25 protein-coding genes and 1 pseudogene are annotated in these 25,974 nt (G+C 70.6%); 6 read left to right on the top strand and 20 right to left on the bottom strand.

Annotation, left to right across the window (positions count from 1 at the left end; genetic code table 11):
* Positions 1 to 7: 7 nt before the first annotated feature.
* On the top strand, positions 8 to 367 hold the full coding sequence (locus E1267_RS47115; protein ID WP_281283585.1) for an oligopeptide/dipeptide ABC transporter ATP-binding protein: 360 nt from the start codon (positions 8 to 10) through the stop codon (positions 365 to 367).
* A gap of 14 nt (positions 368 to 381) precedes the next feature.
* Positions 382 to 1,605: an acyl-CoA dehydrogenase family protein gene (locus E1267_RS04070; protein ID WP_132329896.1), complete on the top strand. Its 1,224-nt coding sequence runs from the start codon at positions 382 to 384 to the stop codon at positions 1,603 to 1,605.
* Between the two features lie 229 nt (positions 1,606 to 1,834).
* Here E1267_RS04070 and E1267_RS04060 read toward each other — a convergent pair whose 3' ends face one another.
* A complete protein-coding gene (locus tag E1267_RS04060) occupies positions 1,835 to 2,413 on the bottom strand; it encodes a DUF6879 family protein (RefSeq protein ID WP_132329894.1) in 579 nt (192 codons plus the stop codon).
* Positions 2,414 to 2,514: 101 nt separating this feature from the next.
* On the opposite strand from E1267_RS04060, the gene E1267_RS04055 reads away from it, so the two are divergent.
* Entirely contained in the window at positions 2,515 to 3,081 is a 567-nt protein-coding gene (locus E1267_RS04055) for a kinase (RefSeq protein ID WP_132329892.1), read from the top strand.
* Here E1267_RS04055 and E1267_RS04050 read toward each other — a convergent pair.
* From E1267_RS04050 to E1267_RS04025, 6 genes are all read right to left on the bottom strand, one after another.
* On the bottom strand, positions 3,023 to 3,955 hold the full coding sequence (locus tag E1267_RS04050) for a DUF6891 domain-containing protein (protein ID WP_165959452.1): 933 nt from the start codon (positions 3,953 to 3,955) through the stop codon (positions 3,023 to 3,025). The genes E1267_RS04055 and E1267_RS04050 overlap by 59 nt on opposite strands.
* A gap of 9 nt (positions 3,956 to 3,964) precedes the next feature.
* Entirely contained in the window at positions 3,965 to 4,762 is a 798-nt protein-coding gene (locus E1267_RS04045; protein WP_132329888.1) for a polyphosphate polymerase domain-containing protein, read from the bottom strand.
* Positions 4,759 to 5,310 (bottom strand): DUF4956 domain-containing protein, encoded by a 552-nt coding sequence (locus tag E1267_RS04040; RefSeq protein WP_132329950.1) that lies wholly within the window; start codon positions 5,308 to 5,310, stop codon positions 4,759 to 4,761. The genes E1267_RS04045 and E1267_RS04040 overlap by 4 nt, the downstream gene beginning before the upstream one ends.
* Before the next feature lie 88 nt (positions 5,311 to 5,398).
* Entirely contained in the window at positions 5,399 to 6,061 is a 663-nt protein-coding gene (locus tag E1267_RS04035; RefSeq protein WP_132329886.1) for a response regulator transcription factor, read from the bottom strand.
* Positions 6,058 to 7,491 (bottom strand): sensor histidine kinase, encoded by a 1,434-nt coding sequence (locus E1267_RS04030; RefSeq protein ID WP_220449332.1) that lies wholly within the window; start codon positions 7,489 to 7,491, stop codon positions 6,058 to 6,060. The genes E1267_RS04035 and E1267_RS04030 overlap by 4 nt, the downstream gene beginning before the upstream one ends.
* A gap of 12 nt (positions 7,492 to 7,503) precedes the next feature.
* Positions 7,504 to 7,911 (bottom strand): hypothetical protein, encoded by a 408-nt coding sequence (locus E1267_RS04025; protein ID WP_132329885.1) that lies wholly within the window; start codon positions 7,909 to 7,911, stop codon positions 7,504 to 7,506.
* 135 nt (positions 7,912 to 8,046) lie between these two features.
* On the opposite strand from E1267_RS04025, the gene E1267_RS04020 reads away from it, so the two are divergent.
* The gene (locus tag E1267_RS04020; RefSeq protein WP_132329883.1) at positions 8,047 to 8,829 is read left to right on the top strand and encodes an SDR family oxidoreductase; all 783 of its coding nucleotides are present in this window, start codon (positions 8,047 to 8,049) and stop codon (positions 8,827 to 8,829) included.
* Here E1267_RS04020 and E1267_RS04015 read toward each other — a convergent pair.
* The 7 genes from E1267_RS04015 to E1267_RS03990 all read right to left on the bottom strand — a co-directional run bounded on the left by E1267_RS04015 (position 8,819) and on the right by E1267_RS03990 (position 14,388).
* Entirely contained in the window at positions 8,819 to 10,315 is a 1,497-nt protein-coding gene (locus E1267_RS04015; RefSeq protein ID WP_132329881.1) for a hypothetical protein, read from the bottom strand. The two genes, E1267_RS04020 and E1267_RS04015, sit on opposite strands and share 11 nt — an antisense overlap.
* Entirely contained in the window at positions 10,312 to 11,040 is a 729-nt protein-coding gene (locus E1267_RS04010) for an ABC transporter ATP-binding protein (protein ID WP_132329879.1), read from the bottom strand. The genes E1267_RS04015 and E1267_RS04010 overlap by 4 nt, the downstream gene beginning before the upstream one ends.
* Complete coding sequence (locus E1267_RS04005; RefSeq protein WP_132329877.1) at positions 11,037 to 11,609, bottom strand: peroxiredoxin family protein; 573 nt, start codon at positions 11,607 to 11,609, stop codon at positions 11,037 to 11,039. The genes E1267_RS04010 and E1267_RS04005 overlap by 4 nt, the downstream gene beginning before the upstream one ends.
* A complete protein-coding gene (locus E1267_RS04000; RefSeq protein WP_132329875.1) occupies positions 11,606 to 12,175 on the bottom strand; it encodes a MauE/DoxX family redox-associated membrane protein in 570 nt (189 codons plus the stop codon). The genes E1267_RS04005 and E1267_RS04000 overlap by 4 nt, the downstream gene beginning before the upstream one ends.
* Positions 12,169 to 13,068, bottom strand: a complete 900-nt coding sequence (locus E1267_RS03995; RefSeq protein WP_165959451.1) for an SDH family Clp fold serine proteinase — start codon at positions 13,066 to 13,068, stop codon at positions 12,169 to 12,171. Before E1267_RS03995 ends, E1267_RS04000 begins: the two co-directional genes overlap by 7 nt.
* Complete coding sequence (locus tag E1267_RS44055; RefSeq protein WP_342774768.1) at positions 13,065 to 14,084, bottom strand: MvdC/MvdD family ATP grasp protein; 1,020 nt, start codon at positions 14,082 to 14,084, stop codon at positions 13,065 to 13,067. Before E1267_RS44055 ends, E1267_RS03995 begins: the two co-directional genes overlap by 4 nt.
* A gap of 94 nt (positions 14,085 to 14,178) precedes the next feature.
* The gene (locus tag E1267_RS03990; RefSeq protein WP_132329871.1) at positions 14,179 to 14,388 is read right to left on the bottom strand and encodes a hypothetical protein; all 210 of its coding nucleotides are present in this window, start codon (positions 14,386 to 14,388) and stop codon (positions 14,179 to 14,181) included.
* 151 nt (positions 14,389 to 14,539) lie between these two features.
* Here E1267_RS03990 and E1267_RS03985 point away from each other — a divergent pair, with 151 nt between their 5' ends.
* Complete coding sequence (locus E1267_RS03985) at positions 14,540 to 17,383, top strand: ATP-binding protein (RefSeq protein WP_132329869.1); 2,844 nt, start codon at positions 14,540 to 14,542, stop codon at positions 17,381 to 17,383.
* Between the two features lie 113 nt (positions 17,384 to 17,496).
* A complete protein-coding gene (locus tag E1267_RS03980) occupies positions 17,497 to 17,916 on the top strand; it encodes a helix-turn-helix transcriptional regulator (protein WP_220449331.1) in 420 nt (139 codons plus the stop codon).
* A gap of 80 nt (positions 17,917 to 17,996) precedes the next feature.
* Here the strand turns inward: E1267_RS03980 and E1267_RS03975 are convergent, their stop codons facing one another.
* The 6 genes and pseudogenes from E1267_RS03975 to E1267_RS03945 all read right to left on the bottom strand — a co-directional run bounded on the left by E1267_RS03975 (position 17,997) and on the right by E1267_RS03945 (position 25,492).
* Complete coding sequence (locus E1267_RS03975; RefSeq protein ID WP_132329865.1) at positions 17,997 to 18,269, bottom strand: hypothetical protein; 273 nt, start codon at positions 18,267 to 18,269, stop codon at positions 17,997 to 17,999.
* A 19-nt stretch (positions 18,270 to 18,288) separates the two neighbouring features.
* Entirely contained in the window at positions 18,289 to 22,248 is a 3,960-nt protein-coding gene (locus E1267_RS03970; RefSeq protein ID WP_132329863.1) for a WXG100-like domain-containing protein, read from the bottom strand.
* A gap of 3 nt (positions 22,249 to 22,251) precedes the next feature.
* A complete protein-coding gene (locus E1267_RS03965) occupies positions 22,252 to 22,536 on the bottom strand; it encodes a hypothetical protein (RefSeq protein ID WP_132329861.1) in 285 nt (94 codons plus the stop codon).
* A gap of 298 nt (positions 22,537 to 22,834) precedes the next feature.
* On the bottom strand, positions 22,835 to 23,062 hold the full coding sequence (locus tag E1267_RS47805; protein ID WP_425465065.1) for a tetratricopeptide repeat protein: 228 nt from the start codon (positions 23,060 to 23,062) through the stop codon (positions 22,835 to 22,837).
* Between the two features lie 28 nt (positions 23,063 to 23,090).
* Positions 23,091 to 23,770: pseudogene (locus E1267_RS03955) on the bottom strand (AfsR/SARP family transcriptional regulator).
* A 240-nt stretch (positions 23,771 to 24,010) separates the two neighbouring features.
* Positions 24,011 to 25,492 (bottom strand): alpha/beta fold hydrolase, encoded by a 1,482-nt coding sequence (locus E1267_RS03945; RefSeq protein ID WP_165959448.1) that lies wholly within the window; start codon positions 25,490 to 25,492, stop codon positions 24,011 to 24,013.
* Positions 25,493 to 25,974: the final 482 nt, after the last annotated feature.

Genomic DNA, 25,974 nt, shown 5'->3' with positions numbered 1-25,974 from the left:
CCGGCTCATGCTCGGGTTCATCGCCCATGACCTGGCCGTGGTGAAGAACGTCAGCGACCGCATCATGGTGATGTACCTGGGCAAGGGGTGCGAACTGGCGCCGAGCGCCGAGCTGATCTCCCGGCCCGCCCATCCGTACACGCGGGCGCTCATCGCCCCCATCCCCGGCGGCGGCCTGGACCTTCCGCCGGCCGACACCCTGATCAGCGGCGAACCGCCCTCGCCGGTCGACCCGCCGAGCGGGTGCCGGTTCCGTACGCGATGCCCGCGCGCGTCCGCCAGATGCGCCGAGCAGGAGCCCCGGATCCGGCAGGTCGGCGACGACCACTGGCTCGCCTGCCACCACCCCACCGACTCACCTGACTGACCACAAGGAGCAGCATGGCCATCGACTTCACCCTCGCCCCCGAGCACGAGGAGATCCGCAAGCGGGTCCGCGCCTTCATCCAGGGCACCGTCGCCCCCGCCATGGAGGAGCTGGAGGAGGGCGACCGCGACGCCTACCTCCGCACGATCTTCCACCTGCGCTCCCTGGCCAAGGCCGAGGGGTTGTGGCTGCCGCACATGCCGAAGGAGTGGGGCGGCATGGGCCTCGGTCACGTCGAGCTGGCCATGGTGCAGTCGGAAGCGGCCAGGACCCGCGTCGGCCCGTGGGTGCTCAACTGCCAGGCCCCCGACGAGGGCAACATGCACACGCTGCTGCACTGGGCGAGCGACGAACAGAAGGAGAAGTACCTCCGGCCCCTCCTGGAGGGCACCAAGATGTCGTGCTTCGCCATGACCGAGCCGGAGGTCGCGGGCTCCGACCCCACCCTGATCCGGACGACCGCCGTACGCGACGGCGACGAGTGGGTCATCAACGGCCACAAATGGTTCATCTCCAACGCCCGCCGGGCCAACTTCGGCATCCTCATCGCGAGGACCGAGCAGGACGTGCCCGACGGCTCACGCGGCGCGAACACCGCCTTCCTCGTCGACCTGCCCGACCCCGGCTGGAACGACGTGCGCGAGGTCGAGACGATGCACGGCTCGACCGGCCACAGCGAGATCGTCATCGAGGACCTGCGGCTGCCCGACAGCCAGATCCTCGGCGGCCGGGGCAACGGCCACCGCCTCGGCCAGTACCGCCTCGGCCCGGCCAGGCTCGCCCACTGCATGCGCTGGATCTCACAGGCGGAGACGGCTCTCGACATGATGGTCGGCCGCGCGCTCACCCGCTACAGCCACGGCTCCCTGCTGGCCGAGAAGCAGGGCATCCAGTGGCTCATCGCCGACTCGGCCATGGAGCTCTACCAGTGCAAACTCATGGTGCTGCACGCCGCCTCGAAGATCGACAAGGGCGAGGACTTCCGCACGGAGGTCTCGATGGCCAAACACTTCGTCGCGAACAGCCTCAACCGCATCATCGACCGGGCCATCCAGGTGCACGGGGCCCTCGGCTACTCGACGGACACGCCGCTGGCGCACATGTTCCAGCACGCCCGCTGGGCCCGCTTCGCCGACGGCGCCGACGAGATCCACCAGATGCGCATCGCCGAACGCACCATCGCCGCCTACCAGGCCACCGGCTCCACCGCCTCCGCCACCGGCGACCTGCCCCTTTAGTATCGGCCGGACTTTTTTCCAGCTTTTCAACGAAGTATTCGACGATGCGGCGCAGTGGCCCCCCGCAAGCTGAGCCACGAGGGGACCCTCGTCCTGGATTGCGACGGTCTCTCCAGACTGCTTGACGATCATGAGCACACGGTCGCCCATGTGGCCGAGGCTCGCCACCGGGGCACGGAAGCTCTGCGGAGATCGGGTACACCTCGTCGGAATATGAGCGCCGCGCTGGTCAGGTCGGCACCCGTGGTGCGGTGAGCGGGACGATCTCGCGCTCGTAATACCCTTCGAGCGTCTCCCCCGCGGCGAACAGCTTGTCCAGCTCACCCCGGCAGGCGGCGATCACCCCCTGGTCGTCGATCCGGCGGGCGCCGCTGTGGGCGCCCAGGGCGTCGTACGTCACCTCGTACATCACCGAGGTCCCCAGCACCACCAGCTCGGGCAGTCGCCGGTCGATCTCCAGGTCGGCCACCTGCTGGGCGGCGAGCACCCGCACCTCCTCGCGCACCTGGCCGCGCGAGGCCAGCACGTGCATCTCCCAGCGCAGGTAGGAGGTGACGCACGGCTCGACGATCCGCAGCCGCCTGCGCGGGAACCCCGCCGCCGCGGCCCGCCCGTCGCCGGCCAGCTTGAGCGAGCGCTCCCAGTCGTCCTGCGCCAGCGCGCCCGGCCCCGCTGCCGCGTCGAAGCCCTGCACCCGCTGGAGTTTCCACACCACGTCGTCGGTCCGGCGGTAGCTCGGCCAGAAGTCGTCGAGATAGTCGTCGGCGCTCAGCAGGACGGCCGGTATCTGGTGGATGCGGTCAAGCATGAAGACTTCCCCCGGGGCGGCCATCGCTGCAGGTCGTTACGGTGCCTATCACCGGCCAGGTCCCGGATAAACGGATGCGGCGGGGCGGCTAGCCTGGTGCGGTGCGTGGACGCTCGGACCAGACCCAGCTGATCGTCCTGCGCGGCAACTCCGGCTCGGGCAAGACCACGGTCGCGCGAGCCATCCGCGACGCCTACGACCGGCGCGGACTGGCCATCGTCAGCCAGGACGTGGTGCGCCGCGAGATCCTGCGCGAGCTCGACCAGCCCGACGGCGTGAACATCGGCCTCATCGACACCATCACCCGCTACGCCCTCGACCACGGCCACCACGTCATCCTGGAGGGCATCCTCACCACCGGCAGATACGGCGACATGCTGACCGCTCTGCGCCGCGACCACCCGGACCGCAGCCACTTCTTCTACCTCGACGTCTCCTTCGACGAGACCCTGCGACGCCACGCCACCCGCCCCCAGAGCAGGGAGTTCGGGGCGGACATGATGCGCGACTGGTACGTCGAACGCGACCTGCTCCCCGGCGCCGGCGAGATCGTCATCGACCAGACCAGCTCCCTGGAGGAGACGGTCAGGCGGATCATGTCGCGCACGCTCACCACGGCACCGTCCGCGCCTCCCCGAGATCCTCCGGCGCGATCCCGCCGTCCCTGACGTGGAGTGTGACCAGCTCCAGCGCCTCGTCCACGGTAACGTGCCGCCCGCGCGAGCACCGCGCCGCGAGATCGGGCGTCTCCGCCCACAGCCGCATCCCCGCCTCCCACATGAACTGCAGGGTGGGCCCCGACCGCCCTCGGTAGCAGGCGAAGTTGCCGTCGTGCGGGGTCAGCCAGAGCATCAGGTCGCGGCACTCCTGCACGGACATGTCCACAGGGTCGTCGCCCGAGATCGAGGTGTAGTCGCAGAAGGTGACCGGCACGGCGGGTCCGCCGGGCGGCGTCGGCGCGCCCGGGTGGCCGGCCAGCGGCCCGAAGCGCCGCCGCCGCCAGTCGACCGGCACGTGGACGCGCTGCCGGGCGTCGCCGTCCCATTCGGCCTCCAGGCCGCGGCGCCGGCAGGCCGCCACGATCTCCGCGCCTATCGTGGCGGCGTCGCCGTCGCCGGTGGCCCCGTAGGCGAGCATGACCCCGCCGCCCCCGGCCGCCGCCTGGGCGTCCTGATGGTGGTAGAAGGTGTAGCCGCGCATGCCGGGGAGCTTGGCGAGCTCGCCCCCGATCTCCGTGGTCCCGCAGTTGAGGCAGTCGGTGTAGCTCTCGCGCGACAGGATGCCGGCCATCGCGAGGTCGATCATGGCCATGCTCAGCCGGTCGCTTTCGGTGACCTCCGGCCAGGCCGCCTGTGCCGCGAGGTGATCGGCGAACGCGCGCCCGGCGATCTCTTCGGCCGTGCGCACGAAGAGATCGTGATCGTCGACCTCCCTCCCCCAGACGTCCACGGCGCCACGGACCACCTGCTCGAACGTGCGGCGCCCGATCGCCACCTCCACGTGGATGTGCGTGGCGAGCGCCTGTTGCATCGACTCCTCCATGGGCGATCACTATGCCACCTGGCTGAGACAGGAAATCTCCCCCTGGGGCTCGAGATAGCGCCGCACCACCGGACGCCAGCGGTTGCTGCCGGGCAGTTCCCGCATCGCCGCCATCCCGATGCAGTACTTGCTCACGCTGACCGGCCGCACCCCCATCCCGCGCAGCACCCTGTCCACCAGGGCCCTGCCGTCGGCCGACTTCGACTCCAGCAGCACCAGGTCGCGCCGGGCGGGCACGCGCCGGTGCCCGTCGTGGCAGAGCAGCCCCGTGTCGCAGGTGAGCCGGGCCGCGCCCGCCCGGTCGATGAGCGTCACGCGCCGGTAGTCGGTGGACAGCACCGGCCCGAGCCCGGCGGGCGGGGTGAGACGCAACTCGCCGACCAGGGTGTTGTGCACGAAGTCGCGCGCCTCCTGGGTGAGGATGTGCGCGGGCACGCCGTCGTACGGGATGCGGTGTTTGTCGGTGCTGCCGCGCGCGCCGCTGAGCTTGAGCTCCAGCCACCGCCCTCCGCCGTCCAGATAGGTGCGGGTGCGCAGCTTGAACCTGCGCCGCCGCCCCTGCCGGTGCTGGCGGAAGGTGAGCAGGTCGGGGGTGTCGAAGTAGGTCGAGGTGTAGCGGAACTGCCGTCTGCCGCCGATGCGGAGCACGGAGAACCGGTCCCCCAGTTCCCCCGCCAGCCGGGCCATGGTCGTGCCCGTCACGAGATATTTGCAGTCGACCCGGCTCATCAGCTCGGGCACGTCCGCCAGCCCGACCGGCCTGGCGGCCGCGGCCACCCCGGCGAGCAGCACGTCCGCGTCCGTCATCGCCGCACTCCCGTCATCCTGGGCGCCGTCTTGGGGACCGCGTAGCGCACGTCGACCACGGTCACGTCACGCACGTAGTCGACCTGGGTGACCACGCAGTGCAGCACCCGCGCGCGCAGCCGGCTCTCCAGGTCGGCGCGGAGCAGGTCGGGGTCGGCGTGCACGACGTCCAGCGTCACGACCTGCTGCCGGGTGCGGCCGAGCAGCCGGGGGTGGTCGGCGACGTACATGATCGCCAGCAGCACGCCGTTCAGCAGCAGCGCGGTCAGCGGCCACGCCCCGGCCAGGCCGTTGACCAGCCCCAGCACGATCGCGATGAAGTAGTAGGCGATCTCCTGCTGGGTGATCTCGCTGGACCGCAGCCGGATGATCGACAACACCCCGAACAACCCGAACCCGACCGCGATGTCGACGCGCTGGACGAGCAGCAGGGACACCACGGCGAAGATGCCCACGTTGAGCGCGACGTAGGCGAACAGCAGGTCGCGCCGGTGGTGCCGCCGATAGTAGAGCCCGTAGGCCAGCGCGACGATCGCCGCGAGGTCCATCACCAACCCGGTTGCCACGTTTTCTCCCTCTGTAGTGCCGTTGATGAACAGCCTCTACGTAGGGGGTGAAGCAACCGTGAGGTGATGATTAGGCGGCTCTCATCCGGTATCCGGTGCCGCGCACGGTCTCGATGCGCTCGGCGCCGATCTTGCGGCGCAGATAGCGTACGTACACGTCCACGACGTTGGAGCCCGGGTCGAAGTCGAAGCCCCACACGTGGCTGAGCAGCTGCTCGCGGGTCAGCACCTGGTCGGGGTGACGGCAGAAGATCTCCGCCAGCGCGAACTCCCTGGCCGACAGGTCGACCGCGCGGTCCCCGACGTACGCCCGCCGCGTGCGCAGGTCGAGTGACAGGTCCGACACCCGCAGCACGGTCACCTCGGGTGTGCGCTCCGCGCGCAGCCGCAGCCGCACCCTGGCCAGGAGCTCCTCGAAGGCGAAGGGTTTGGCGATGTAGTCGTCGGCGCCGCCCTCCAGCCCCGCCACGGTGTCGCTCACGCTGTCACGCGCGGTCAGGATGATCACGGGCATGGTGACCCGCGACTCGCGCAGCCGCCGCAGCACCGTGAACCCGTCGCTCAGCGGCAGCCCGATGTCGAGGATGAGCAGGTCGAACCCGCCCCCGCAGGCCAGGTCGTACGCGACGACCCCGTCGCCGACCACGGCGGTCACGAAGCCGTTGGCCCGCAGCCCCTTCTCCACGAAGGAAGCGATCCTGGACTCGTCCTCGGCGATGAGAATACGGTTCACCACTGCCTCCACAACTGCCGCAGCGGCAGCGTCATGACAAATTTGGCTCCTCCGCCCGGAGCCTCCGTCACTTTCACGTCGCCTCCATGGGCCTCGGCGATGGACTTGACGATGGCCAGCCCGAGGCCGGCCCCGTCGTGGGCCCCCTCGTGGGCGCCGTCGTGGGCGCCGTCGTGGGCGCCGGTGCGGCCACTGCCGCGTACGAACCGCCCGAAGATGCGTTCGCGCTCGGCGGGCGGCACTCCCGGGCCGCTGTCGCGCACCCAGAGCTCCACGTACTGGTCGCGAACGGCGGACCCGACGGCGATCAGGTCGCCTTCGGCCGTGTGGCGCACGGCGTTGGCCGCCAGCTGCATGAGCGCCTGGGTGAGCCGCTGGCGGTCGGCGGGCATCCGCGCCTCGGCCACCTCGTCGACCCGCCACCGGCGTTCGCCGAGCGCGCGGGCCTTGGCGACCACGCTGACGGTCAGGTCGGCCAGCTCGACGTCGTCGACCGTGAGGAAGCCCGGCTGCTCGGCCTTGGCGAGGGTGAGCAGGTCGTCGACGATGCGGTTCATGCGGTCGAGCTCGTCGGTGACCAGGGCGATGGTCTCCGCGCGGTCGGCGGGGTCGTCGCCCATGAGCTCCAGGTGACCGCGGATGACCGTGATCGGGGTGCGCAGCTCGTGACCGGCGTCGTCCAGGAACCGCCGCTGACCGACGAACGCGCGCTCCAGCCGGTCGAGCATGTGGTTGAACGTCCCGGCCAGCGCCGCCACGTCGTCATTGCCGGGCACGTCGAGCCGGCGCGTGAGGTCGGTGGAGTCGCTGATCTGCTCCGCGGTCTGCCTGACGAGGCGTACCGGGGCGAGCACCCGCCCGGCCACCAGCCAGCCGGCGCCGCCGGACAACGTCATCGCGGCCAGCGCGGACAGCCCGAGCGTGCTCACCGCCTCCACGATCTCGTCGCGGTGCCGCTCGTAGAAGATCGCCACGACCAGGTGGCCCTGGCGGGGATCGCCCTGCACGCGTACGGGGATCACGGCGTACTTCACCGGGCCCTGCGCGCTGTCCACCGTGCCGCGCTCGGCCTCGGTGGCCTCGGCCAGGTCGGCGACCAGCTCGGCGTCGGCGTCGAGGCGCACGGGTGGCGGGATGGCGGTGACCTTGTGGGCCTCGCCGTCGACGATGCTGAAGAAGGTCTCCCACCGGTCGGGCGTGTTGACCGACAGGTAGCCGTCGAGCAGGTCGTCGAGTCTGGTGAAGGAGTGGCCGCTTTCCGGGTGGACGTAGGCGCGCAGTTTGTCCACCTCGTTGCTGATCTCGAGGTTGATCCGGCTGTCGAGCCGGGCCAGCAGGACGGACCAGGTCGCGAAGATCGACACTGAGAGCGCGAGTCCGACGACGGCGAGCATCCAGCCCACGATCCGGGCACGGGCGCTCACCCGCATGCGCCCTCCCCGTCAGTCGTCGTCATCATCGTCGTCGTCGTCACCATCATCGTCGTCATCGCCCCCGCCCGGTCTCGGCGAAGGCGGTCTGACCGGCTCCGCCTTCGTCGTGCGCGGCGTGGGGCCCATGCTGTGGCGGGGTTCCGGGCTCTTGGACGGCGAGCCGGAGACTGCGGGTTCGGAGGTCTTCTGACCGCTCGGGGCGGTTTCGGACGTGCGGGGTTCTGAGGTCCGGGGGTCGTACGCGCTGCGCCCGTCGGATGAGGGCGTCACCACGACCGGCCCGCCCAGGTCGGGTTCCTCGGACGCCCGCACCAGCCCCACCGACATGAATCCCGCCACTGCCGCCGCCAGGACGAGCAGGATCACCGTTCCCCGCTGCTTCATGGGGTCGAGCATGACGGCCTTTGAGGAGACCACGCTGAGGTCCAGATGAGAAAACTCTCATCTGCGGCCGGTTCCGCCGCATTAGAATCATGTTCTGGTACCGGTCGGCCGGCTCAGGTACAGGTTCGGGTTCCGGCCGGACCGGGCTTGGGCTCGGGAGGAGCACGGATGCGCGTACAGGACAAGGTCGTCGTCGTCACGGGCGCGGCCGGCGGGATCGGCAGGGCGATGGCCCGCAGGTTCGCCGCGGAGGGAGCGGCGGGCGTGGTGGTCGCCGACCTCGACGCCGCCAGGGCGAGCGCGGTGGCCGCGGAGATCGGCGACCGGGCGGCGGCCGTACGCGTGGACGTGTCGTCCGAGCAGGAGGTCGCCGCGCTCGTCGACACCCCGTTCGGCCCCGTCGACCTGTTCTGCTCCAACGCCGGCGTCATCGGCGGCCACGGCCTGGACGCCTCCGTCCAGGACTGGAACCGCCTCTACGCGGTCAACGTGCTGGCCCACGTCCACGCCGCCCGCGCCGCCGTACCGTCCATGATCGCTCGCGGCGGGGGCTACCTGCTCAACACCTGCTCGGCGGCGGGGCTGATCAGCTGCCCCGGAGACGCGCCGTACGCGGTGACGAAGGCGGCGGCGATCGCGTTCGCCGAATGGCTGGCCATCCGCTACGCCCCCGAAGGCATCAAGGTGAGCGTGCTGTGCCCGCAGGGAGTGCGTACGGCGATGCTGGAGCAGGGCCTGGAGGACGACCACCTGACCGCGAGGGCCGTCAGCGCGTCCGGGCCCGTCCTGGACCCGGCGGACGTGGCGGGCACGGTGATCGACGGCCTGGCGGCGGAACGGTTCCACATATTTCCGCATCCGGAGGTGGCGGAGTACGTACGCCGCAAAGCCGAGGACCCCGACCGGTGGCTCACCGGCATGTCCCGCTTCGTCACCTCACTCACGACCTGAGCTCGCCGGGGCGGCGGAGCGGCCACGGTGTGCGCGGAGCTGCGGCAAGGGCCGCACCGGCCCAGACCGCCACCGCCGCCGTCGACAGGCTCGCCACCACCATGGGCAGTGGCGTGTCCGCGGCCAGCAGGACCGCGCACGGCGTCCAGCCGAGCCCGCACACTGCCAGCGCGACCGTGAACCTCGCGGCGATCGGGTCGATGAGCGAGCCGGCCAGCTCGCCCGCGCCGCCGACGAGCACGGCGGTGATCGGAGCCAGCAGCACCCCGGCCCACCACAGGGGCGCCTCGACCACGGGCGAGAAGATCTGGGGCAACCACAGCACCTCCAGCGCCACGGCCGTGCGCGCCACTGGGAGGATGTTGGCCCAGATCAGGACCCGCTCCATCCGCATGCCCGTCACCCGCGCGAAGTGGTGGTCGCGCTCGACTGCCACCCCTCCGACGAGATGCTCGCCCAGCAGATGCGGCACCGCGGGCAGCAGCGGCACCCAGCCGTACGCGGGAGCCACCACCATGAGTCCCACCACCGCCGCCAGGAGCAGGACGGGCATGACCAGGCGGTCGGCCAGCACCCGCCGCTCCTGCGCCAGTGCCCGGTAGAACACCGCCCGCTCACCGGTGAGTGCCGAAGGGGGTCTCAGCGAGGCGGCCCCCGTCCGGAACCGCTCGGCTCCCAGTTCCTGACCTGAGTGGGAGTCGCGCAGCACCTCCTGCGCACCGGCCCTCTCCCGCGCAGCCGCGTCGGCGGGCTCCTGGTAGCCGTCGGCCACGGCGATCAGGAGGGCCGCCGCGCACATCAGAGACGCCAGACCGGCCAGCAGCAGCGGCGCGGATCCTGGTGCCGGTTCGAACAACAGTCCGGCCAGTCCCCGCACGAGCGGCGCGAGCCGTACCCAGGCCGCGGCGGGCAGGTCGGAGGCGTACGAGATCAGCATCGCCACGGCCCACGCCGCTCCGGCGACGCGCAGGGTCACTCGCGCCGGGGCGGACCCCAGCGCCAGCAGGTGGCGTACGCAGGCGACCAGTCCGAACAGCAGGAGCAGCACCGCGCAGGCAGCGGCCGGTTGCCACGCCCACGTCGGGTCGAACCCCGCCCACCAGCGGGTGAGCACTCCGGCGGCCAGGACCATCAGCGCGAAACGTGCCGGCCCGGCCAGCAGATGCCTGGCCAGCAGGGCACGGCCGCCTCCGGGAGCGGTCAGCGACCACGAGGCGTCGGCGGTCGACAGCCGCAGCGGCGAGCGGCGCGTCGCGGTCAGCAGCAGCAGGGGCAGGATCAGCGGCGCGACGGTGACGACCCGGTCGGCCACGCCGTCCTGGCCGGGAGGCGCGAGCGCGGTGAGCCGCAACTGGAGCAGGGCCACCAGTGCCGCCCCTGCGGCGAGCAGCACCATCCGCCACGGGCGCAGTTCCCGCACCCGCCGGGACCAGGCGGCGAAGGAGAGATGGGCGAGGGCGCGGCTCGCGGCCGCGAACTCGTTCATCGGCTCTCCGCCGTCAGAGCGAGATAGACGTCCTCGAGCCCGGTCCGCCCGGCCAACCCCGCCTGACGCACGAGGCTGGACAGGTCGCCGCCGGCGATGACCCGCCCGCGCTCCAGCACGATCACGTGATCGGCGATGCGCTGTGCGTCATGCAGGATGTGGGTGGCCACCACGACGGCCGCACCACCCGCCGCCAGGTCGCCGAGGGTGGCGCGCAACCGCATGGCGCTGTGGGGGTCCAAGCCGTTGAACGGCTCGTCGAGCAGCAACACCCTGGCTCCGTGCAGCAGTGCCATGACCAGGGCGAGCCGGCGCCTCAGCCCCTGCGAGAGCTCGTGGGGCAGCGCGTCGCGCCGGTCGGTGAGCTCGAATCGTTCCAGCAGTTCACGGGCGCGGGGCTCCCATGCGCGCAACCGGTAGGCCAGGGCGACGAAGGTGATGTGTTCCCAGACCGACACTCCCGGGTACAGATCGGGCTGCTCCGGCATGTAGGACACCGTCTGCTGGGCCCGGGTGGTGCCCGGTGCGTGGCCGCCGACCAGCGTGGCGCCCGCGTCGAGCCGTACGAGCCCGGCCGCCGCCCTGAACAGCGTGGATTTGCCGGCCCCGTTGTGCCCCAGCAGCACGGTGATCTGCCCGTACTCGCAGCGGAAGGTCGCGCCGTCGACGGCCGTCCGCTCCGCGAACCGTTTGACGGCCGCCTCGCACTCCCATGCCGGTGTCATCGTGCACCTACGACGTCCGCCTGCCAGCCGCGTACGAGGTTCTGCCAGCCCTGCGAACCGAGCGGGCCGCTGCCGCGCACCACACCTGACTCCACGTGGCAGTACAGCGGCGTGGCCTGCCGCGGGTTGTAGAGTTCGCGCAAGGGGTGGCCCGGCGCGGCCAGCACGGTCCGGGCCGGGACGGCGTGCTCGGCGACCATGCGCTCGGCCTCGGCACGGCTTCCTGACTCTTCGTCGAAGACCACCATCACCAGTTCGCTACCCGCCGACGCGGCCAGCGACCACAGCGCTTTCATGTGGGGAAGGTGCTCGCGGCAGCTCGGACAGTGGTGGGAGACGAAGACGAGGGTGAAGGCGCGCTCGGCGTAGTCCTCGGTGTCCAGCACCGCCCCGTCGAGCGTGGACGCGGAGAAGGCCGGCGCGGACGCGCCCTCCGGGAGTCCCAGGTCGGCCGGCTGATGGCGGAAGGGATCGAGCACGAACCTGAGCTTGGCCGCCATGAAGAGGGTCAGCGCCACCGAGCCGAGCAGGACGGCCCAGGTGAGGGCGAACATCGTCGTCGTGGTCATGAGAGGCTCTCCTTCGTGGCCGCCGCCTGCCGCGCCGGGCGCAGGATCAGGCTCACATCGGGCAGGCGCAGCCAGACAGTGACGAACAGCAGGGCCATCACCGCGACAAGAGCGAGCGCGTCCGTACGCACGACGCTCTGGTGCGGCGTCAGCATCTGCAGAACGAGCGCGGCGCAGGCGCAGGCGATCAGCCCGGCGTTACGGAGCAGGTCGAGCGCCGAGATGGGCTGCGTGCTGCGGCCGAAGCAGTTGCAGGAAACGCTGCGCCCTCTCAGCAGGGCCAGCATGAGCTGGGCGGAGAACAGCAGCAGGAGACCCGCGGCGAGCAGGAGCCCCCACGTCAGCGCGTCGCCGCCGGCCGCGATCGACACGGCGGCGGTGGCCTCGGCCAGCACCACCGCGGTCGCGGCGGGCCGGGCCGCGCGGGCGGGCAGGCCCGACAGGTCGGCGGTCGCCTTCGTGAAGGCCGGCAGGTCGCGCAACTTGGCCACGACCGCCAGGACGAAGACCAGTGTCAGGCTCAGGCGGAAGAACAGCAGCGCGTACTCAGGCAAGGGGCTCAGCATGTGCGTTCACCTTCGGGGTGGTCGAACTCCCAGTAGGGGCGGGGCGGCTGGTCGGGCGTGGGGGCGGTGAAGAACCTGCGGGCGCGGAAGCCTTCGGCGTCGGCGACCATGCCGAGCAGGCCGCCGTTCTCGTCGCTGCGCGTGTGCCACTCGCGCAGCGGCTCGGCGCAGCGCCACATCAGCTCCTCCTCACGCGGGCTCGGCATCGTCACCCGAAGCCCCAGCCGTGCGATCTCGGTACGCGTGATGGCGTGGCCGTGGCTGTCGTAGCCGGAGACCAGCTCGTCGACGACGCGGATGCGTCCTTCCTCGCCCAGGCCGGGCCGCTGGAGGGCGATGAGCTCGCGTGCCGCCCTGCGGATGTTGCGGTCGGCTCGGTAGAAGGTGGACAGTGTCGTGGGGAACAGCCGCTGGCTGACGGCCGAGAAGATGTGCAGCTGGTCGGCCTTCTGGTCCAGGCCGAACCACTCGCCGGCCATCCGGGGCAGGAGCCGGATGTCCTCGGCGGAGATACGGCCAGGACCTGCGGCCTGCTCCCCCGCGGAGGAGACGTGCGGGTCGATCGGCCCGAGTTGCGCCATCGGACCCAGCACCAGCTCGTCAGCGGCCAGGCACAGCAGGGTGCCCGCGGACTCGGCGTGGTCGGGAACGAGCACGGTCAGCCGATCGGCGTGCTCGCGCAGCAGCAGGGCGATACGCCGCGTGGCGTCCACGTCGCCTCCACTGGTGAAGAGCACGAGGTCGATGCGCTCGGTACGCGCGCGACCGCGCAGGCACTCGTACAGGGCGTAGGCGTGCGTGGCGTCGAGGCGGTCGGCCAGCAGGGCGATCGCCCGGCCACCGCGTACGCTCTCCAGCTCGGCCAGCACGTCGGCGACCACGTGCCCGCTCACGACGGCCGTCCCGCGTTGACCAGGCAGCCGGCCAGCGCATCTGTCATGCGCAGCTCCGGCACACGCTCCTCGATGTAGAGGAATTGGCCGATGGGATTGTTCTCCAGGAAGACGTGGCGGCCGTCCGGAGTCAGGACGAGGTCGAGCCCGCCGAAGGTCAGGCCGTAGCTGTGCACGAACTCCAGGCATCGTCCCGCCACCTCGTCCGGCAGCCGGACCGCCCGGTAGGGGACGTCCACCTCGAAGTGCCGCAGGTCCACCGCGGTCTCCGGCCGTGCCTGCGAGTGAATCTCGGCGGCGAAGACCTCGTCGCCGATGACGGTCACCCGCAGCTCCCTGTCCTTGTCGACGTACTCCTGGAACAGGCAGGGGGTCAGGCGAACGGCCTCCAGCGCCGCCAGCTCAGCCTCCCCGAGCATGGTCGTCGGCATCTCCAAGGCCGTCGGCGGGGCGGGCACCGCCTCCGGGGCGGGCTCGACGGAGGCGAGCGCGGCGGGTCCCGTCATGCTCTTGAAGATCGTCCTTTCACCGCACTCGGCGTGGAAGGCGCGTACCGCTTCCGGGTCGCTCGTGATGAGCGTGCGCGGCACCTCGAAACCCATGCGTGCGGCCCGCCGCAGTTGCTCGGGTTTCCAGCTCGCCGCCCTGACGTCGCCCGGGCGGCTCATCCAGTAGCAGTCCAGCGAGGCGAGCAGCCCGCCCATGGTCTGCTCCAGCTCCGCGACGGCGAAGGCGCGTTCCAGCGGCCCGAGCGCGGCCGACGGCCCGTACGGGTGGGGGCGGCGCAGCCACACCGACCGCACGCGCTCCAGGTCGGCGACCCGGTCGCCGGCAATTATGTGAAATCCGCCCGTCCAGCGCGGGCCGCGCAGCGCCGTACGGATCACCGCCGCGTCGGGCAGGTCGTCGGAATTCAGCCGCACAGGTTCATGACCCCAGCTGTTCAGTTTCTTGACGACGACGTCTGCGTGCGGATCCATGGTGTTCGTGAATATCAATATCTGCGATTCCTGCATTTCTGCGGCCCGCCGGTTCGTAATAGGGATGGAACGGGGTGGGGAGCTCGGGGCGGACGCCGCGAAGGTGTCCGCCCCGAGCTGTCCCAGCGGGTCAGCAGCCGATGGGGCCGGTGTCCCAGAGCTGCCGGTTGTAGGTGACGCAGCCGCCGAGGGCGCACACCTTGAACTTGGTGCAGTAACCGGCGGAGACGTCCTCGCCGCCGACCCACACCTGCTGGCCGGCGTCGTAGGCGCCGGCCGGCTCGCCGGTCGCCTCGGCGGGGACGGTGCGTGCGATTCCCAGACCGAACGGAGAATTCATTTTCTTTTCCCTTTCCTTGGGGCGGTGACTTAATAGTGCCGACGGCCGGACGATGACAACAGTCACGAAAACACCTGACACCCGCGTGGTCAGGCAACCGCACAGGCAATAGAGTTGAAGATCGTTGATCTCGCGCAACCGGAGGTCGTACGTGGACGGTCGAGTCAAGCGGCTCGTAGGAAGGCATGCCGAGCTCTCGGCGCTCGACGGTGTGCTGAGAACGACTCTCGCCGGGCGTTTCCAGCTCCTGGCGGTGACCGGTGAACCCGGCGTGGGCAAGTCACGGTTACTGGATGAGGTGACGGCCAAGGCGGAGCAGCATGGCATGTTCGCGGCGAGGGGATTGGCTTCGGAGTACGAGTCCGACCTACCGCTCGCCCTGGTCGTCGACGCCCTCGACGAACGGCTGGCCGGCCTGCGTGAGGAGCTGGGCGAACGCCTCGACCGGCCGGCGATCTCCCTGCTGGCCTCCGTCTTCCCCTCTCTGGCCGGCGAACCGGCCGACGACGCGCAGCTGAGTCCCTTCACCCGCAACCGGTTCTACCGGGCCGTCAGGGGTGTACTGGAGGAGCTGGCCGCTCCCAGGGGTCTGGCCCTGGTGCTCGACGACGTGCACTGGGCCGACGAGGCGTCGGCGGAACTGCTCGGCTACCTGATCCGCCATCCGCCCGACGGCAGCGTGCTCATGGCGCTGGCCTACCGTCCCGCACAGGCCCCCGCCCACCTGGCCAAACTGGTGCAGCCCGGCAAGCACGCCCACCGGCTGACGGTGGATCCGCTGAGCCGTACCGAGGTGGAGGAATTTCTCGGCCCGGCGGCCGGTCCCGCCCGTTCACAGGCGTTGTACGAGGTCAGCGGCGGCAACCCGTTCTATCTGGAGGTCCTGGCCGACCTGGGTTCGCCGGTCATGGCCGAGGCGATGCCGGGCGGTCTGCCCGCCGACCTGCGTAGCGCGCTCAGGCTCGAACTCGACGCGCTGCCGCCCGACGCGCTGCTGGTGGCCCACGGCGCGGCGGTCGCGGGCGAGGAGTTCGATCTGCCGATCCTGGAGGTGGCCGCTGCGCTGCCGGAAGAGGCCGTCGCCGAGAGCATGGACCGGCTGGCCGCTCGCGATGTCATCCGCCCGGCCAGGTCGGCGAGTCGCTTCCGCTTCCGCCATCCCCTCGTCAGGAGCGCGGTCTACGACTCGGCAGGCGCCGGCTGGCGGGTGCGGGCGCACGGGCGCATCGCCGCGTACCTGGCCGAGATTGGCGCGCCGGCGTCGCTGCGCGCCCACCACCTGGTGCAGTCGGCCCGGCCGGGCGACGGCGGCGCGATCCGGACACTGAAGTCGGCGGCGCAGTCGGCGGAGGAACACGCTCCCGCCACAGCCGCGCGCTGGCTGCAGGCGGTGCTGCGCCTGATGCCGGAGCAGGAGCCGGACCGGGTGAAGGTCCTCATGGAACTGGCCAGGCTCCAGGCGATCAGTGGCCAACTGCACGAGGGCAGGAGCACGGCGCAGCAGGCGCTGCGGTTGCTGCCCGACTCCGATCACGCGCGACGGGCATCGGTGGTCCGGCGCTCGGCCATGATGGACCGGATGCTCGGCCGGCCGGCCGAGGGGCTGGCCCTGCTCATGGCGGAGCTCAGCCGCATGCCGCATCCCCTGCTGCGCGCGGCGGTGCCCCTGCGGCTGCGGCTCGTCGGTGACAACCTCATGCGCGGCGACGTCCGGGCCGCTCAGCACTACCTGGACCTCATCCCGGAGATCCCCGTGGAGGAGGAGCCGGGCATGGCCGTGGCCGTGGCCGCGCTGCGGCCCATAGCGGCCTACTCGGCCGGGCGGGCGGAAGACGCGCTCTTCCACATCGAGGCCGCGGAGCGCCTGGCCGGCAAGAGCTCCGACGAGCACCTGGCCGAATGGATCGACGCCTTGTCCTGGTTCTGCTGGGCACAGACGTTGCTGGGCCGCCAGAAGCCGGCGCTGCACTGGTTCTCGCGCGCTGTCGCCGTGGCCCGGTCGACGGGCCAGACCTACATCCTGCCGAATCTGCTGGCCGGGCACGCTCGGACGCTCTGGCAGGCCGGCGAGCTCTCGGCGGCGGAGATGGCGGCCGACGAGGCGACAGAGACAGGCAGATCGCTGTCTTCGGTGCAGTTGCTGACCTTCGGACTGACGGAGCGCTGCCTGGTGGCCTCCTGGTCGGGACGGCACGAGGAGGCCCTGCGACACGCCGAGGAAGCGATGCAGGTGTGCGCGGGCAGAGCGGAATCGTGGGCGGCCACCGCCCGCTACGCCGGCGCGCGGGCGCTGATCAACTCAGGCGAGGTGAGCGCGGGTGCGCAGGCGCTCGCGGAGGTCTGTACACCGTCCGCCAGGATTCTCCTCGACCGGGCCACGCTGCTGGCCTGCTACGAGACCATGGCCTTCGCCGAGATGGCCCAGGAGCGAGGCGAGCAGGCCACGCTGTGGGCCGAGCGCGCCACCCGCCTCGCCCCGTCCGCCTTACCCGCCTCCCAGGCGACGGCCCGGCTGAGCAGGGCCCACGCGCTGCGCCTCGACGAGCCCGCCGCCTCGGCCGAGCAGGCCGCACGCGCGGCCGAGGAGTTCACCCATGCCGGGCACTGGGTCGACGCCGGGCGCGCGTGGCTGGGCGCGGGCGTCGCCTTCACCGCCGCGAACGCGCGCGGTCCCGCGCGTACGGCCCTGCAGCGAGCAGCGGAGATCTTCATCCGATGCGGGGCCAAGCACCTGCTGGCCGAAACCGTCCGGGAGCAACGAAGGAGCGGGGTGCGGGTGCCGTCGTCACCAGGCCGCGCGGCGGGGCCGTTCGGGCTCTCGCGCCGCGAGATGGACGTGGCCGAGTTGGCGGGCGAGGGCAGCAGCAACAAGCAGATCGCCCGGCAACTGTCGATCAGCATCCACACGGTCGAGACCCACCTGTCGCACATCTTCACCAAACTGGGCGTCACTTCCCGTATCGGGATGAGGAACGCTCTCGATGGCTGGATCTGACCACCAAGAACCCTGATGCGGCGGATCGCGGGGAATCAGGGTTTACCGCGATGTTCGTCTGGCCCCTCGTCCCCCATGCTGAGCAGGTCCGTCACAGAGCTTGGGGTGCCTACATGACGATCGTCTCTGTTGTCTCGCCATCGCCGGTTCTCACGCGCGGCCTGGCGGAGGTGCTCCATGAGGAGGGCATCGACGCCGCCACCATCACACCCGTCCTCGTACTGGTGGCCGGCGGGCAGCACGGCGACCTGGTCGAGAAGGTCGTGGGAGTGATCCAGGAAGTGGTGGAGGACGATCCGCCCCTGCGTCATCCCGATCTGTCCAGCAGGGAGAACGAGGTTCTCCAGCGGATCGCCGACGGCCTGACCCAGCAGCAGATCGCGCAGAGCCTGGGCATCAGCCGGCACACCGTCGACACCTACCTGCGCCGGATCAGGACCAAGCTGGGGCTGGGCAACAAGGCCGAACTCACCAGGGCGGCCGTGCTCGGCCATCGTGCTGGGCCGACACTGACGGAGGGCCGGAGCGCCTGAAGCGCCGAGCGCGCCGGCCCGCATCGCGAACCGGACCCCGCCGTCGCCCGGCCACGGCTGCCCGGCGCGCACGTTTTCCCTCACTCACGACCTGAGACAACACCCCGCTCGCCGGTGTCCTGCTCATAGGCGGCCAGCGCCGGCTCACCGCCTTCGCGCAGCTCGAAGAGCACGCCGCCGTCCCCCGGATGGCCCTGCCGGTGATCGAAGCCACCGAAATAGATCTGGTCCGGTACGCCGCCGGGAAATGCCTCGCAGAACGGCAGGACCCGGTCGAGCGACGTCGTCCCCGCCGGGTTGGGCCGCTTCCTGATCCGGGAACACGCGTCGCAGATGGCCGACCGTAGCCGCATGTCCTCTCCCCTGCCTTCTCTATGGCGGTTCGTAGTCGGGGTTGTCGTGCCACGGACCATATTCCGGCGCGGCCCCACCGTTCCCGACCTCTTCCTCGTTCAGCATCAGCCGGAATCTCCGCACGTGCTTGTAGGGGAAACCTCCAGGGATGGCGACCTCCTGCTGGTGCCCGCCGTACAGTTCGCTGCCGACGGTCCGGTCCGCGTCGACGCCGCCCTCCAGGTCGAGCTCGTACTGGTATCTCCCACGCCAGGGCATCGCGGGATTGCGGCTGGTCGACACGAAGGCCCCGTTACCCGCGCCGAGGTGCTGGTCGAGGTCGGCGTCCTGGATGTCCTTCGCCACGAAACCGGTCTCCTTCAACTGGTCCGGGGCACGGTTGTCCACCCGGTAGAGCGGCTCCCGTGTCTCCCGTATCACCACGTTGTCGACATGGCGCCCCAGATTGTCGATGACGTATTCCGACAGGGCCTTCCACTGGGCGTCGGTCCGCGGAGGGGCGACCCGCCCCGCCGCGTACTCGTTGGGCGGGGCGTAACCGGTCGGGGAGATGCCTTGGGGGAAAAAGCTGAGGCCGAGCCGGTCCTTCACCCGCCCCCGCGACTTGAGGTCGTTCTCCGTCCGCACCGTCATGTCGAAGACGTGGGCCGGTACCCAGCGCTCGACAAGGCGCTTGTCCCACACCGTACGCTCGATGACGATGTCGGCGCGGACGGCTCCTACTCTCTTGTGCAGTGGCAGCCGCTCGTCAGCCGGCACGTCCATCTCGCGGCCACGCCGGTCGTACTGGACCCCGCCCCGGATGCGATAACCCCGTCCCTCGTCGAGCAGGCCCGGCCCGTTGCCGGCGAGCCACTCGGCGAGCTTCTCGCGGGCATGCCTCATGGCAGCGTCCTTGGCGCGCCCCGCGAAATGCACGTCGCTCCTGTGCAGATCGGGCTGAGTCTTCTTGACGTGTTCCATCCCCGCTGCCCAGGCGGCGTCGATGGCGTCCGTCAAGCTGTCTCGCAGATGGCGGATCGTCCGCTGGATCTGCCGCTGCACGACCCGGTCGTTATTGGGCACCTCCGGATCGTTCAGCGGAGGCACGAATTCGCCGCGCCGCGCCGCCGCCTCGGCCTCTTCCTCTGCACGCTTCACATAGCCGAGGGCGTCGGAAGACTCCAGGGTGCCGCCGAGATCGTGTTTGCCGGGCCCGGGCGAGGAAGGCTCCGCCACCGCCGGGCGCGCGCCGGAACCCGCATGGTCGCCGCCCTCCGCCGTCCGGGCGCCCTCACCCGGCGGATAGAGCTCATCGTGCGTCCTGCCGAAATGATTTTTCAGCGCCGCGTAGACGTACTCGTGGCCCTTCCGGATCTCGTGCCATTGTGGATGATGTGACGGTACGCCTCGCCAGTTCTCCTTGAACTCCCGCCAGGCGGCCAGGTCGTCAAGGCCGGCGGCGATGATCAGCTCCCGTTCCGCGGCCTTGCCCTCCTCCCACCTGACCCACTGGTGGTTCAGCGCCGCGTTGGCACGGGCATCCCCGACGCGAAAGGCCTCCAGCGCCACATTCACCCAGAAGTCGTCGACGTCGTCCGGCCGCGAGGAGAAGGCGTCCCGGGCACGCACCTCCTCCAGCTCCCGCGTACCCGGCTCCGTGGAACCGTCCGGCCGGCTCGCCGCATCACGAGACAGGTGCCGGTCGATCAGCCGGCCGATCGCCGTGGCCAGCGGACGCGGCCGTTCGGCGTTGTGGAATTCGGTGAACGCCTCCGCGATCATCTCGTGCGGGTCTGCCGCCCCGATGGTCGACAGGTGCCACTCGACCTCCGTCCTGATCGCCGGATCGTCGTGGAAGTCCCCCGCGTCGTACCGCATGCGCAGCGTCCGCGACACGGCCTGGTCGAGCTCCGCGCGGAGGGCGGGGTCGCCCAGTACGCCCTCGGCGAGCTGGTGACCGTACTCGTGGTGGACGATGCCTTCGACCGTGCCTCCGCCGGGCACCGTACGGCCTGTTTCCTCATCCCGGGCCGCACGCGCCACCACGCCGGCGGGGTCGGCGAGCTGCCGCCGGTTGAGATAGATGCCCCGGCGTTCCCCGTTGGTGACGGCCAGGGCCGATTGCGTGTCCGCGCCAGGGATGTGGGCGAAGTCCTCGTCGAAGTTCACGGCCCGGAAGTGGCGGAGCCCTTCGACCGGATAGCGCTCGGCCAGCTTTCGTACGGCCGCCGCACTCGAACGCGCCGCCTCCGGGTGCATGCCGCCGAGATCGACGCCGAGATCGACGCGGAGATCGACGCGGGGGCCGGTGCCAGGCAGGCGTTCCGCCTCCCGCCGCGCCTCGCCCTCGTACGTCTGCGGCCCCACTTGCTTCGCCACCGCGCCGCCGGCCGCGGTCGCGGGCTGAGCCGATTCGGCAACCCGCGCCCCCGGCGGAAGAGAGGAACCGCTGCTCCCCGCCGACGGATCCGGGGATGAAGTGGCATGTCCGGTACCCGGCGCGTCGGTCCCGCCGAGCGCGCTCGTGAGATCTGCAGCGGACGGGACGACGTCCTCGCGCGCGAGTCCAGCGTTCCCACCAGAAGGGTAAGCAGGGGCCTCAGGCGTGCTCGGCGCTCCCGTATCCGGAAGTGCGCGAGAAGGTGCGTCGGGCATCGGCCCGCCGCCTTCGTGCCGCACGGAACCGGATACCGGGGAGGACACGGCATTGGGAGGGCTGGTCGAGCTTGGTGTGGTGGACTCCCGGGATGCTGAGGGATCGGACTGACTCGGTACGGACCCGGCCGATGGGGCCGGCGTCGGGTTGGACTGCGGCGTCGGCGCTCCGGCGGGTGGCAGAGGCGACTCGGCCGCAGGAGTGGAGTCGGCGACCCCGGAAGGTCCGGGACCGGGCGGCGCAGGAGCAGAGCCGACCATCCCGGAAGGTCCGGGAACATGCGGTGCGGGAGAGCCGGCGGCCCCGGGACCGGGCAAGGCGGCGGGGCTCGCGGTCCCGGACAGCCCGGAAGGAGGTTCGGCGGTACCCGAAGGGCCGGAAGGAGGTTCGGCGGTCCCTGGAATGTCGGAAGGGGAGCCGGCGGAACCCGGAGAACCAGTCGACGGCGCGGTGGGGGTCGAGCCGGCGTCGAACGGAGTGATCAGCTCGCGGATGCCCGTAGCCGTACCGATGACGGATTGGGAGACGCCCGCACGTGCCATGTCCTCGAGCGAGACGGGCTCCCCCGTGATGAAGCCCATCACCGCGGCCGCCGCGGCGCCACCGGTGGCGCCGCTGAACGCGTCGTTGCCGGCGGCTCGCAGCAGCAACATCCGGCCGGCGTCGGCGATGCCGGTCGTCCCGGGCGCGCCCTTGCGGTTCAGGGCGCCCTGGGTGAGGCTCTGCACGATCGACTCCATGGCCTCCTGGAAACCCTCGATGGCCGCCTTGCCGAGGTCGATGCGGTCCCGGTTGCCCTGGAACGCCTGTACGCCCTGGACCGCCACGGACAGGCCGGCCCCGGTCGCGAAGTCGACGGCGGCGTACCGAAGCAAGGACTGCAGCAGTTGCCGGTAGATGAGCGTGATCCGCATCCGCTGCTGAGCCAGCCGGGCCGCGACCGCGGCCGCGGTGATCCCGCCGGTCCATAGCGCGGTCACCAGCCGCGCGATCGAGACGACCACCACGGCGAGCGTGGCGAGGATCATCATCTGGGCGTACTCGATCTCGGTGGCGGCGTCCTTGAACTGTGTGCCCATGGCCCGGCAGAGCTGTTCGAGCCGGGCGGCCGACTCGCGCAGTTCGCTCGCGCGGCCCGCGAACGCCTCGGACGAGTCGCCGGTGTTGTGGGAACTGACCTGGCCGAGCACCTCGTCCAGGTGGGGAAGGAGCGCCGCCACGTCGTCCGCCGCGCGCAGCCACGCGTCGCCGAGGCGGCGCATGGCCTCGATGTCGACATCCGGCCACTTGCAGCCGCCGAGCCATCCGGCCGCCCACTCGGCCCAGGAGGGGAACTCCACGGGTCAGGCCTTCATACCGCCGTCGGTCTCCGCCGCGAGGCGACCCGTGGCCTCGACGTCGTCCGCAGTGCCGGACAGTTGCGTGACCACCTGGGAGAAGAGGTCCATCGTGATCTCGCCGTTGGGCTCGAGTGACTCCCCGAGCTGCCTGCCCGCCTCGTCGTCGCGTTCCCAGCCCTCGTCGGCGGCGATCTCCCTCGCGAGCACCGCCCTGATCGTGTCGAGCTCCCCGGCAAGGGCGCGCAGCCGCGCGCCGTCGCCGGACAGCCCTTCAGGCTGCACTTGCATGCGCCTGACGTTCACATTCCGCCTTTCCTGGGTACGTTACGGCGCCGATTCGGTGTTGCGAGACCTGGTCGGCCGGACATCACGTCAACGGGTGGCGATGTAACGGGAACGCACTTTCGGATCGCGGCATCAGGCCATCGTACTGACGCCACTTCGCGATGCAGGGACGCATCAAAAAACGTCGAAACGTGGCCCACGCCGACGGCGTCGCCGCATCACGCCTACATGTTCCTGCTGATGACGTCCGGCCTGTCCGGGTCGTCGCTGGTCTCGATGGTGCGCCGTTCGTCCGCGCTGATCAGGTCGAGCCGGTCGAGGATGGCGGCGCATCTGCCGCGGCACTGCCCTCGCCTGGTCGCGCTCGCCGGTCGGTCTCGGCGAGATGGCCCAAGGCTGCCGCCACTCCGATCGTGTTCCCGACCTCTTCGGCGATGGCCAGCGACTCGGTGTGGGCTTTGACGGCATGGGCGAGCCGCCCGGCCTTCTGGTGGACGTTGCCGAGGTTCGTGAGCGTGACACCCTCGATGAACCGGTTGCCCTGTCTCCGGTCGTGTTCAAGGGCCTGGAGGAACGAGGCTGTGGACCGCCCTCAGGTGGGTGACGCCCTCCGCCGGGTCGCCGAACCGGGTCATTGCCCCGCCAAGGTCACTGTGCGCGACCGCCTGACAGCGAAGATCATCTGCACGAGCGGCGGCCTCGACGGCCAGCCGCCCGATGGCGATCTGCTCCCGCCAGCGTCCGCGCAGGTAGAGCGGCGTCGCCACCGGTACGCCGGCCTTGTCCGCACTGGTTTCCGGCTCCTTCCGTTCCGCGACCGGGTCGCCGCGCAGCACGGCCTGATGCAGCTCCCGCAGCTCCGGCCTCGGTTCGAGTCCCAGCCCGTCCACGAGGGCCTGCCGGGTCCGCTGGTAGGCACGCAGCGCCTCCGCCTGCCGCCCGGCCCGGTACAGCGCGATCATGAGCTGTGCCGTGAACCGCTCCCGCGTGGGATGGTCGGCGATGAGCGCGTGCAGTTCGGGGATCACGTCGGCGTTCCGGCCGAGGGAGAGATCGGCGGCCAGCCGGCCTCCAGCCGCAGCTCCTCCAGCCGGGCCGACTCCTCGCCGAGCGGCGGGCAGTCCGTCAGCCCCGCGTAGGCCGGGTCACGCCACAGATCCAGCCCTTCACGCAGCAGGGAGGCCGCGCCGGCGGGCCTGGTGTTCTGCGAACGGGCTGGCCGGGTATACGCGGGCATCACCGGTCCCGAGACCCCGACCAGCACTGCACCGGTGCCGGAGGGCGCGACCTTTGCCGGCATCGAGTTCGCCGTGGGCACCCCGTTGCGGGCCGCCGTCTTGGACGAAAACGACAGCTGGTCCAGAACCCGTATCTGAACACCGCCGCCGGATGGCCGTGCCTGCCGGAGCGATGGAACAACGGATGGCCGACGTCGAACCGACCGTCGGCCACCCGCCGTCTACTGCTTGGCGGCCTCCTACTCCGCCGGGCAGCGGGTTCCCTTCGCGGGCACCTTCAGCGAGATCAGGTAGTTGTCCATCGCCGTTGTGAGGCACTCGGTCCTGCCGTAGACACCGTGGCCCCAGCCCTCGAACGTGAGCAGCGTGGCCTTGGAGCCGAGCTGGCGGGCCACGTTGGCCGACCACGCGTACGGCGTGGAGGGGTCGTGCCTTGAGGCGCCCACCAGCAGCGGAGCGCTCCCCGTGTACCGCAGCTCGTGCTGCGGGTTGTTGACCGGGTGACCCTGGCACCTCGGCATGTCGCCCATCGGCATCGGGTTGTACCGCATGTCCGGAGCCACCGCGTTCGCGCCGCGCATCACGTCGGCGTACGCCTTGTAGTTGCGCAGCTCGAGGTTGTAGTCCTCGCAGAGGATCGCGGTGGGGAACTCCGCGAACTCACCGCCCACGGGCCCGTTACCGGGAGGGCCCGGCATGTCGTCGGGCACCGGGCCGCCGTTGAGGGCGCGGAGCACTTTGGCCTCCATCGGCCAGTCCGGCCCCTCGTTCATCACCACGCCCAGCCAGAGGAGGTTGTGGGCGCTCACCGGACGGTCGGTGACCCCCGGCCAGTACAGCTCGCCGCGGTCCGCCTTCTCGAGCAGTCCCTTCCACAGGGCCCGGACGTCGCGCCCGTGCAGGACGCATTCGGTGTCACGCTCGCACCAGGCGACGAACTCGTCGAAGCCGTCCTGGACCGCGGCCGCCTCACTGACCTGGAACGCCTTGGCGTCCAGGCTGTGGTCCATGTTGCTGTCCAGCACCATGGCCCGGACCCGCTTCGGGAACAGCTCGGCGTACATCTGCTGGGCGAGCGTGCCGTAGGAGACGCCGTACGAGGTCAGCTTGTCATCGCCGAGCGCGGCGCGAATGGCGTCCATGTCACGGGCCACGTTGGCCGAGTCGATGTGGTCGTACAGGGGGCCGGTGAGCTTGCGGCAGTCCGCGCGCAACTCCTCGTTGAAGGCGATCCACTTGTCGTAGTCGGCCTGGCTCGTCATGACCTCGTACGGGATCTTGTTGTACACCGACGCCGAGCAGGTCACCGCGCCGCTGCGGGCGACGCCCCGGGGGTCGTAGCTGACGATGTCGAACCGCCGCTGCACATCCTCGCTGAACCCCGAAGGACGAAAGATGTCGTTCACGCCGGAGTTGCCGGGGCCGCCCGGGTTGGTCAGCAGGGATCCGATCCGCGCGGAGGGGTCGGTGGCCTTGCGCCGGGCCAGGGTCAGGTCGACGGTGGGTCCGTCCGGCTTGGACCAGTCGATCGGCACGGTCAGCTTGCCGCACTCGACGGTGGGCTCCTCTTCGCACGGCTTCCACGTGATGCCGCGTTTGCCGACGGCATCCGTGACGCCCTTTCCGGCTACGGCCGCGTTGCCCACCCCAGCCATCGGGGCGGATAAAAGGGCCGCCGTCACCACAAGGCCGGTGGCGAGCGTGGATAGACTTCTCCGCACACTTCTCCAATCGTCGATCGGCAGACCGGGTCGCCACACGGGCACGACCGGCCTCGCCCTCGCGCGCCTGTCAGCCGCCATAGGGGCGGGAACAGAGCTCGTCGAAGGTCGGACCTGCAGGCTGTCGAGACGTTCCCAGCCGCAGCGGGATCGTGGGTGCCTGCCTCATTTGATCTTTCAGCCCTCGAATATAACAGGACCAAAGCCTCCTTTTACCCCTGGTCTCCCATCACATCGACCGACGGAGCTGGGGTGAAAGCAATTGGTACTCGAAACAGCGGGATGGCCTCTCTGGCCTCGGGCTCCCCAGGCATGATAGGCAAGCTTCCAGAGGAGGAGTGATCGCCACAAAGGCCAAGGATCACTCGCTTTCGGACAGGTGTCCCGGCCCAGGGCTCCGGCAAGGTCGGCTGAGCATCTCCTGAGCATGCGAGCCCCAGGATCGACAGGACCGGGTAGCGTCCCGGCCGAGGCAACGGATC

Source organism: Nonomuraea longispora, assembly GCF_004348345.1.
In the GTDB taxonomy this organism is placed as follows: domain Bacteria; phylum Actinomycetota; class Actinomycetes; order Streptosporangiales; family Streptosporangiaceae; genus Nonomuraea; species Nonomuraea longispora.
The sequence above is the reverse complement of the archived record's forward strand: the minus strand, read 5'-3'. Positions and strand labels throughout refer to the sequence as shown.

Bases quoted from the DNA above. Each gene is read 5' to 3' on its own strand.
- E1267_RS47115 (WP_281283585.1), top strand. From the start codon at position 8: ATGCTCGGGTTCATCGCCCATGACCTGGCCGTGGTGAAGAACGTCAGC.
- E1267_RS04070 (WP_132329896.1), top strand. From the start codon at position 382: ATGGCCATCGACTTCACCCTCGCCCCCGAGCACGAGGAGATCCGCAAG.
- E1267_RS04060 (WP_132329894.1), bottom strand. From the start codon at position 2,413: ATGCTTGACCGCATCCACCAGATACCGGCCGTCCTGCTGAGCGCCGAC.
- E1267_RS04050 (WP_165959452.1), bottom strand. From the start codon at position 3,955: ATGGAGGAGTCGATGCAACAGGCGCTCGCCACGCACATCCACGTGGAG.
- E1267_RS04045 (WP_132329888.1), bottom strand. From the start codon at position 4,762: ATGACGGACGCGGACGTGCTGCTCGCCGGGGTGGCCGCGGCCGCCAGG.
- E1267_RS04040 (WP_132329950.1), bottom strand. From the start codon at position 5,310: ATGGACCTCGCGGCGATCGTCGCGCTGGCCTACGGGCTCTACTATCGG.
- E1267_RS04030 (WP_220449332.1), bottom strand. From the start codon at position 7,491: ATGCGGGTGAGCGCCCGTGCCCGGATCGTGGGCTGGATGCTCGCCGTC.
- E1267_RS04020 (WP_132329883.1), top strand. From the start codon at position 8,047: ATGCGCGTACAGGACAAGGTCGTCGTCGTCACGGGCGCGGCCGGCGGG.
- E1267_RS04015 (WP_132329881.1), bottom strand. From the start codon at position 10,315: ATGAACGAGTTCGCGGCCGCGAGCCGCGCCCTCGCCCATCTCTCCTTC.
- E1267_RS04010 (WP_132329879.1), bottom strand. From the start codon at position 11,040: ATGACACCGGCATGGGAGTGCGAGGCGGCCGTCAAACGGTTCGCGGAG.
- E1267_RS04005 (WP_132329877.1), bottom strand. From the start codon at position 11,609: ATGACCACGACGACGATGTTCGCCCTCACCTGGGCCGTCCTGCTCGGC.
- E1267_RS04000 (WP_132329875.1), bottom strand. From the start codon at position 12,175: ATGCTGAGCCCCTTGCCTGAGTACGCGCTGCTGTTCTTCCGCCTGAGC.
- E1267_RS44055 (WP_342774768.1), bottom strand. From the start codon at position 14,084: ATGCAGGAATCGCAGATATTGATATTCACGAACACCATGGATCCGCAC.
- E1267_RS03990 (WP_132329871.1), bottom strand. From the start codon at position 14,388: ATGAATTCTCCGTTCGGTCTGGGAATCGCACGCACCGTCCCCGCCGAG.
- E1267_RS03980 (WP_220449331.1), top strand. From the start codon at position 17,497: ATGACGATCGTCTCTGTTGTCTCGCCATCGCCGGTTCTCACGCGCGGC.
- E1267_RS03975 (WP_132329865.1), bottom strand. From the start codon at position 18,269: ATGCGGCTACGGTCGGCCATCTGCGACGCGTGTTCCCGGATCAGGAAG.
- E1267_RS03965 (WP_132329861.1), bottom strand. From the start codon at position 22,536: ATGCAAGTGCAGCCTGAAGGGCTGTCCGGCGACGGCGCGCGGCTGCGC.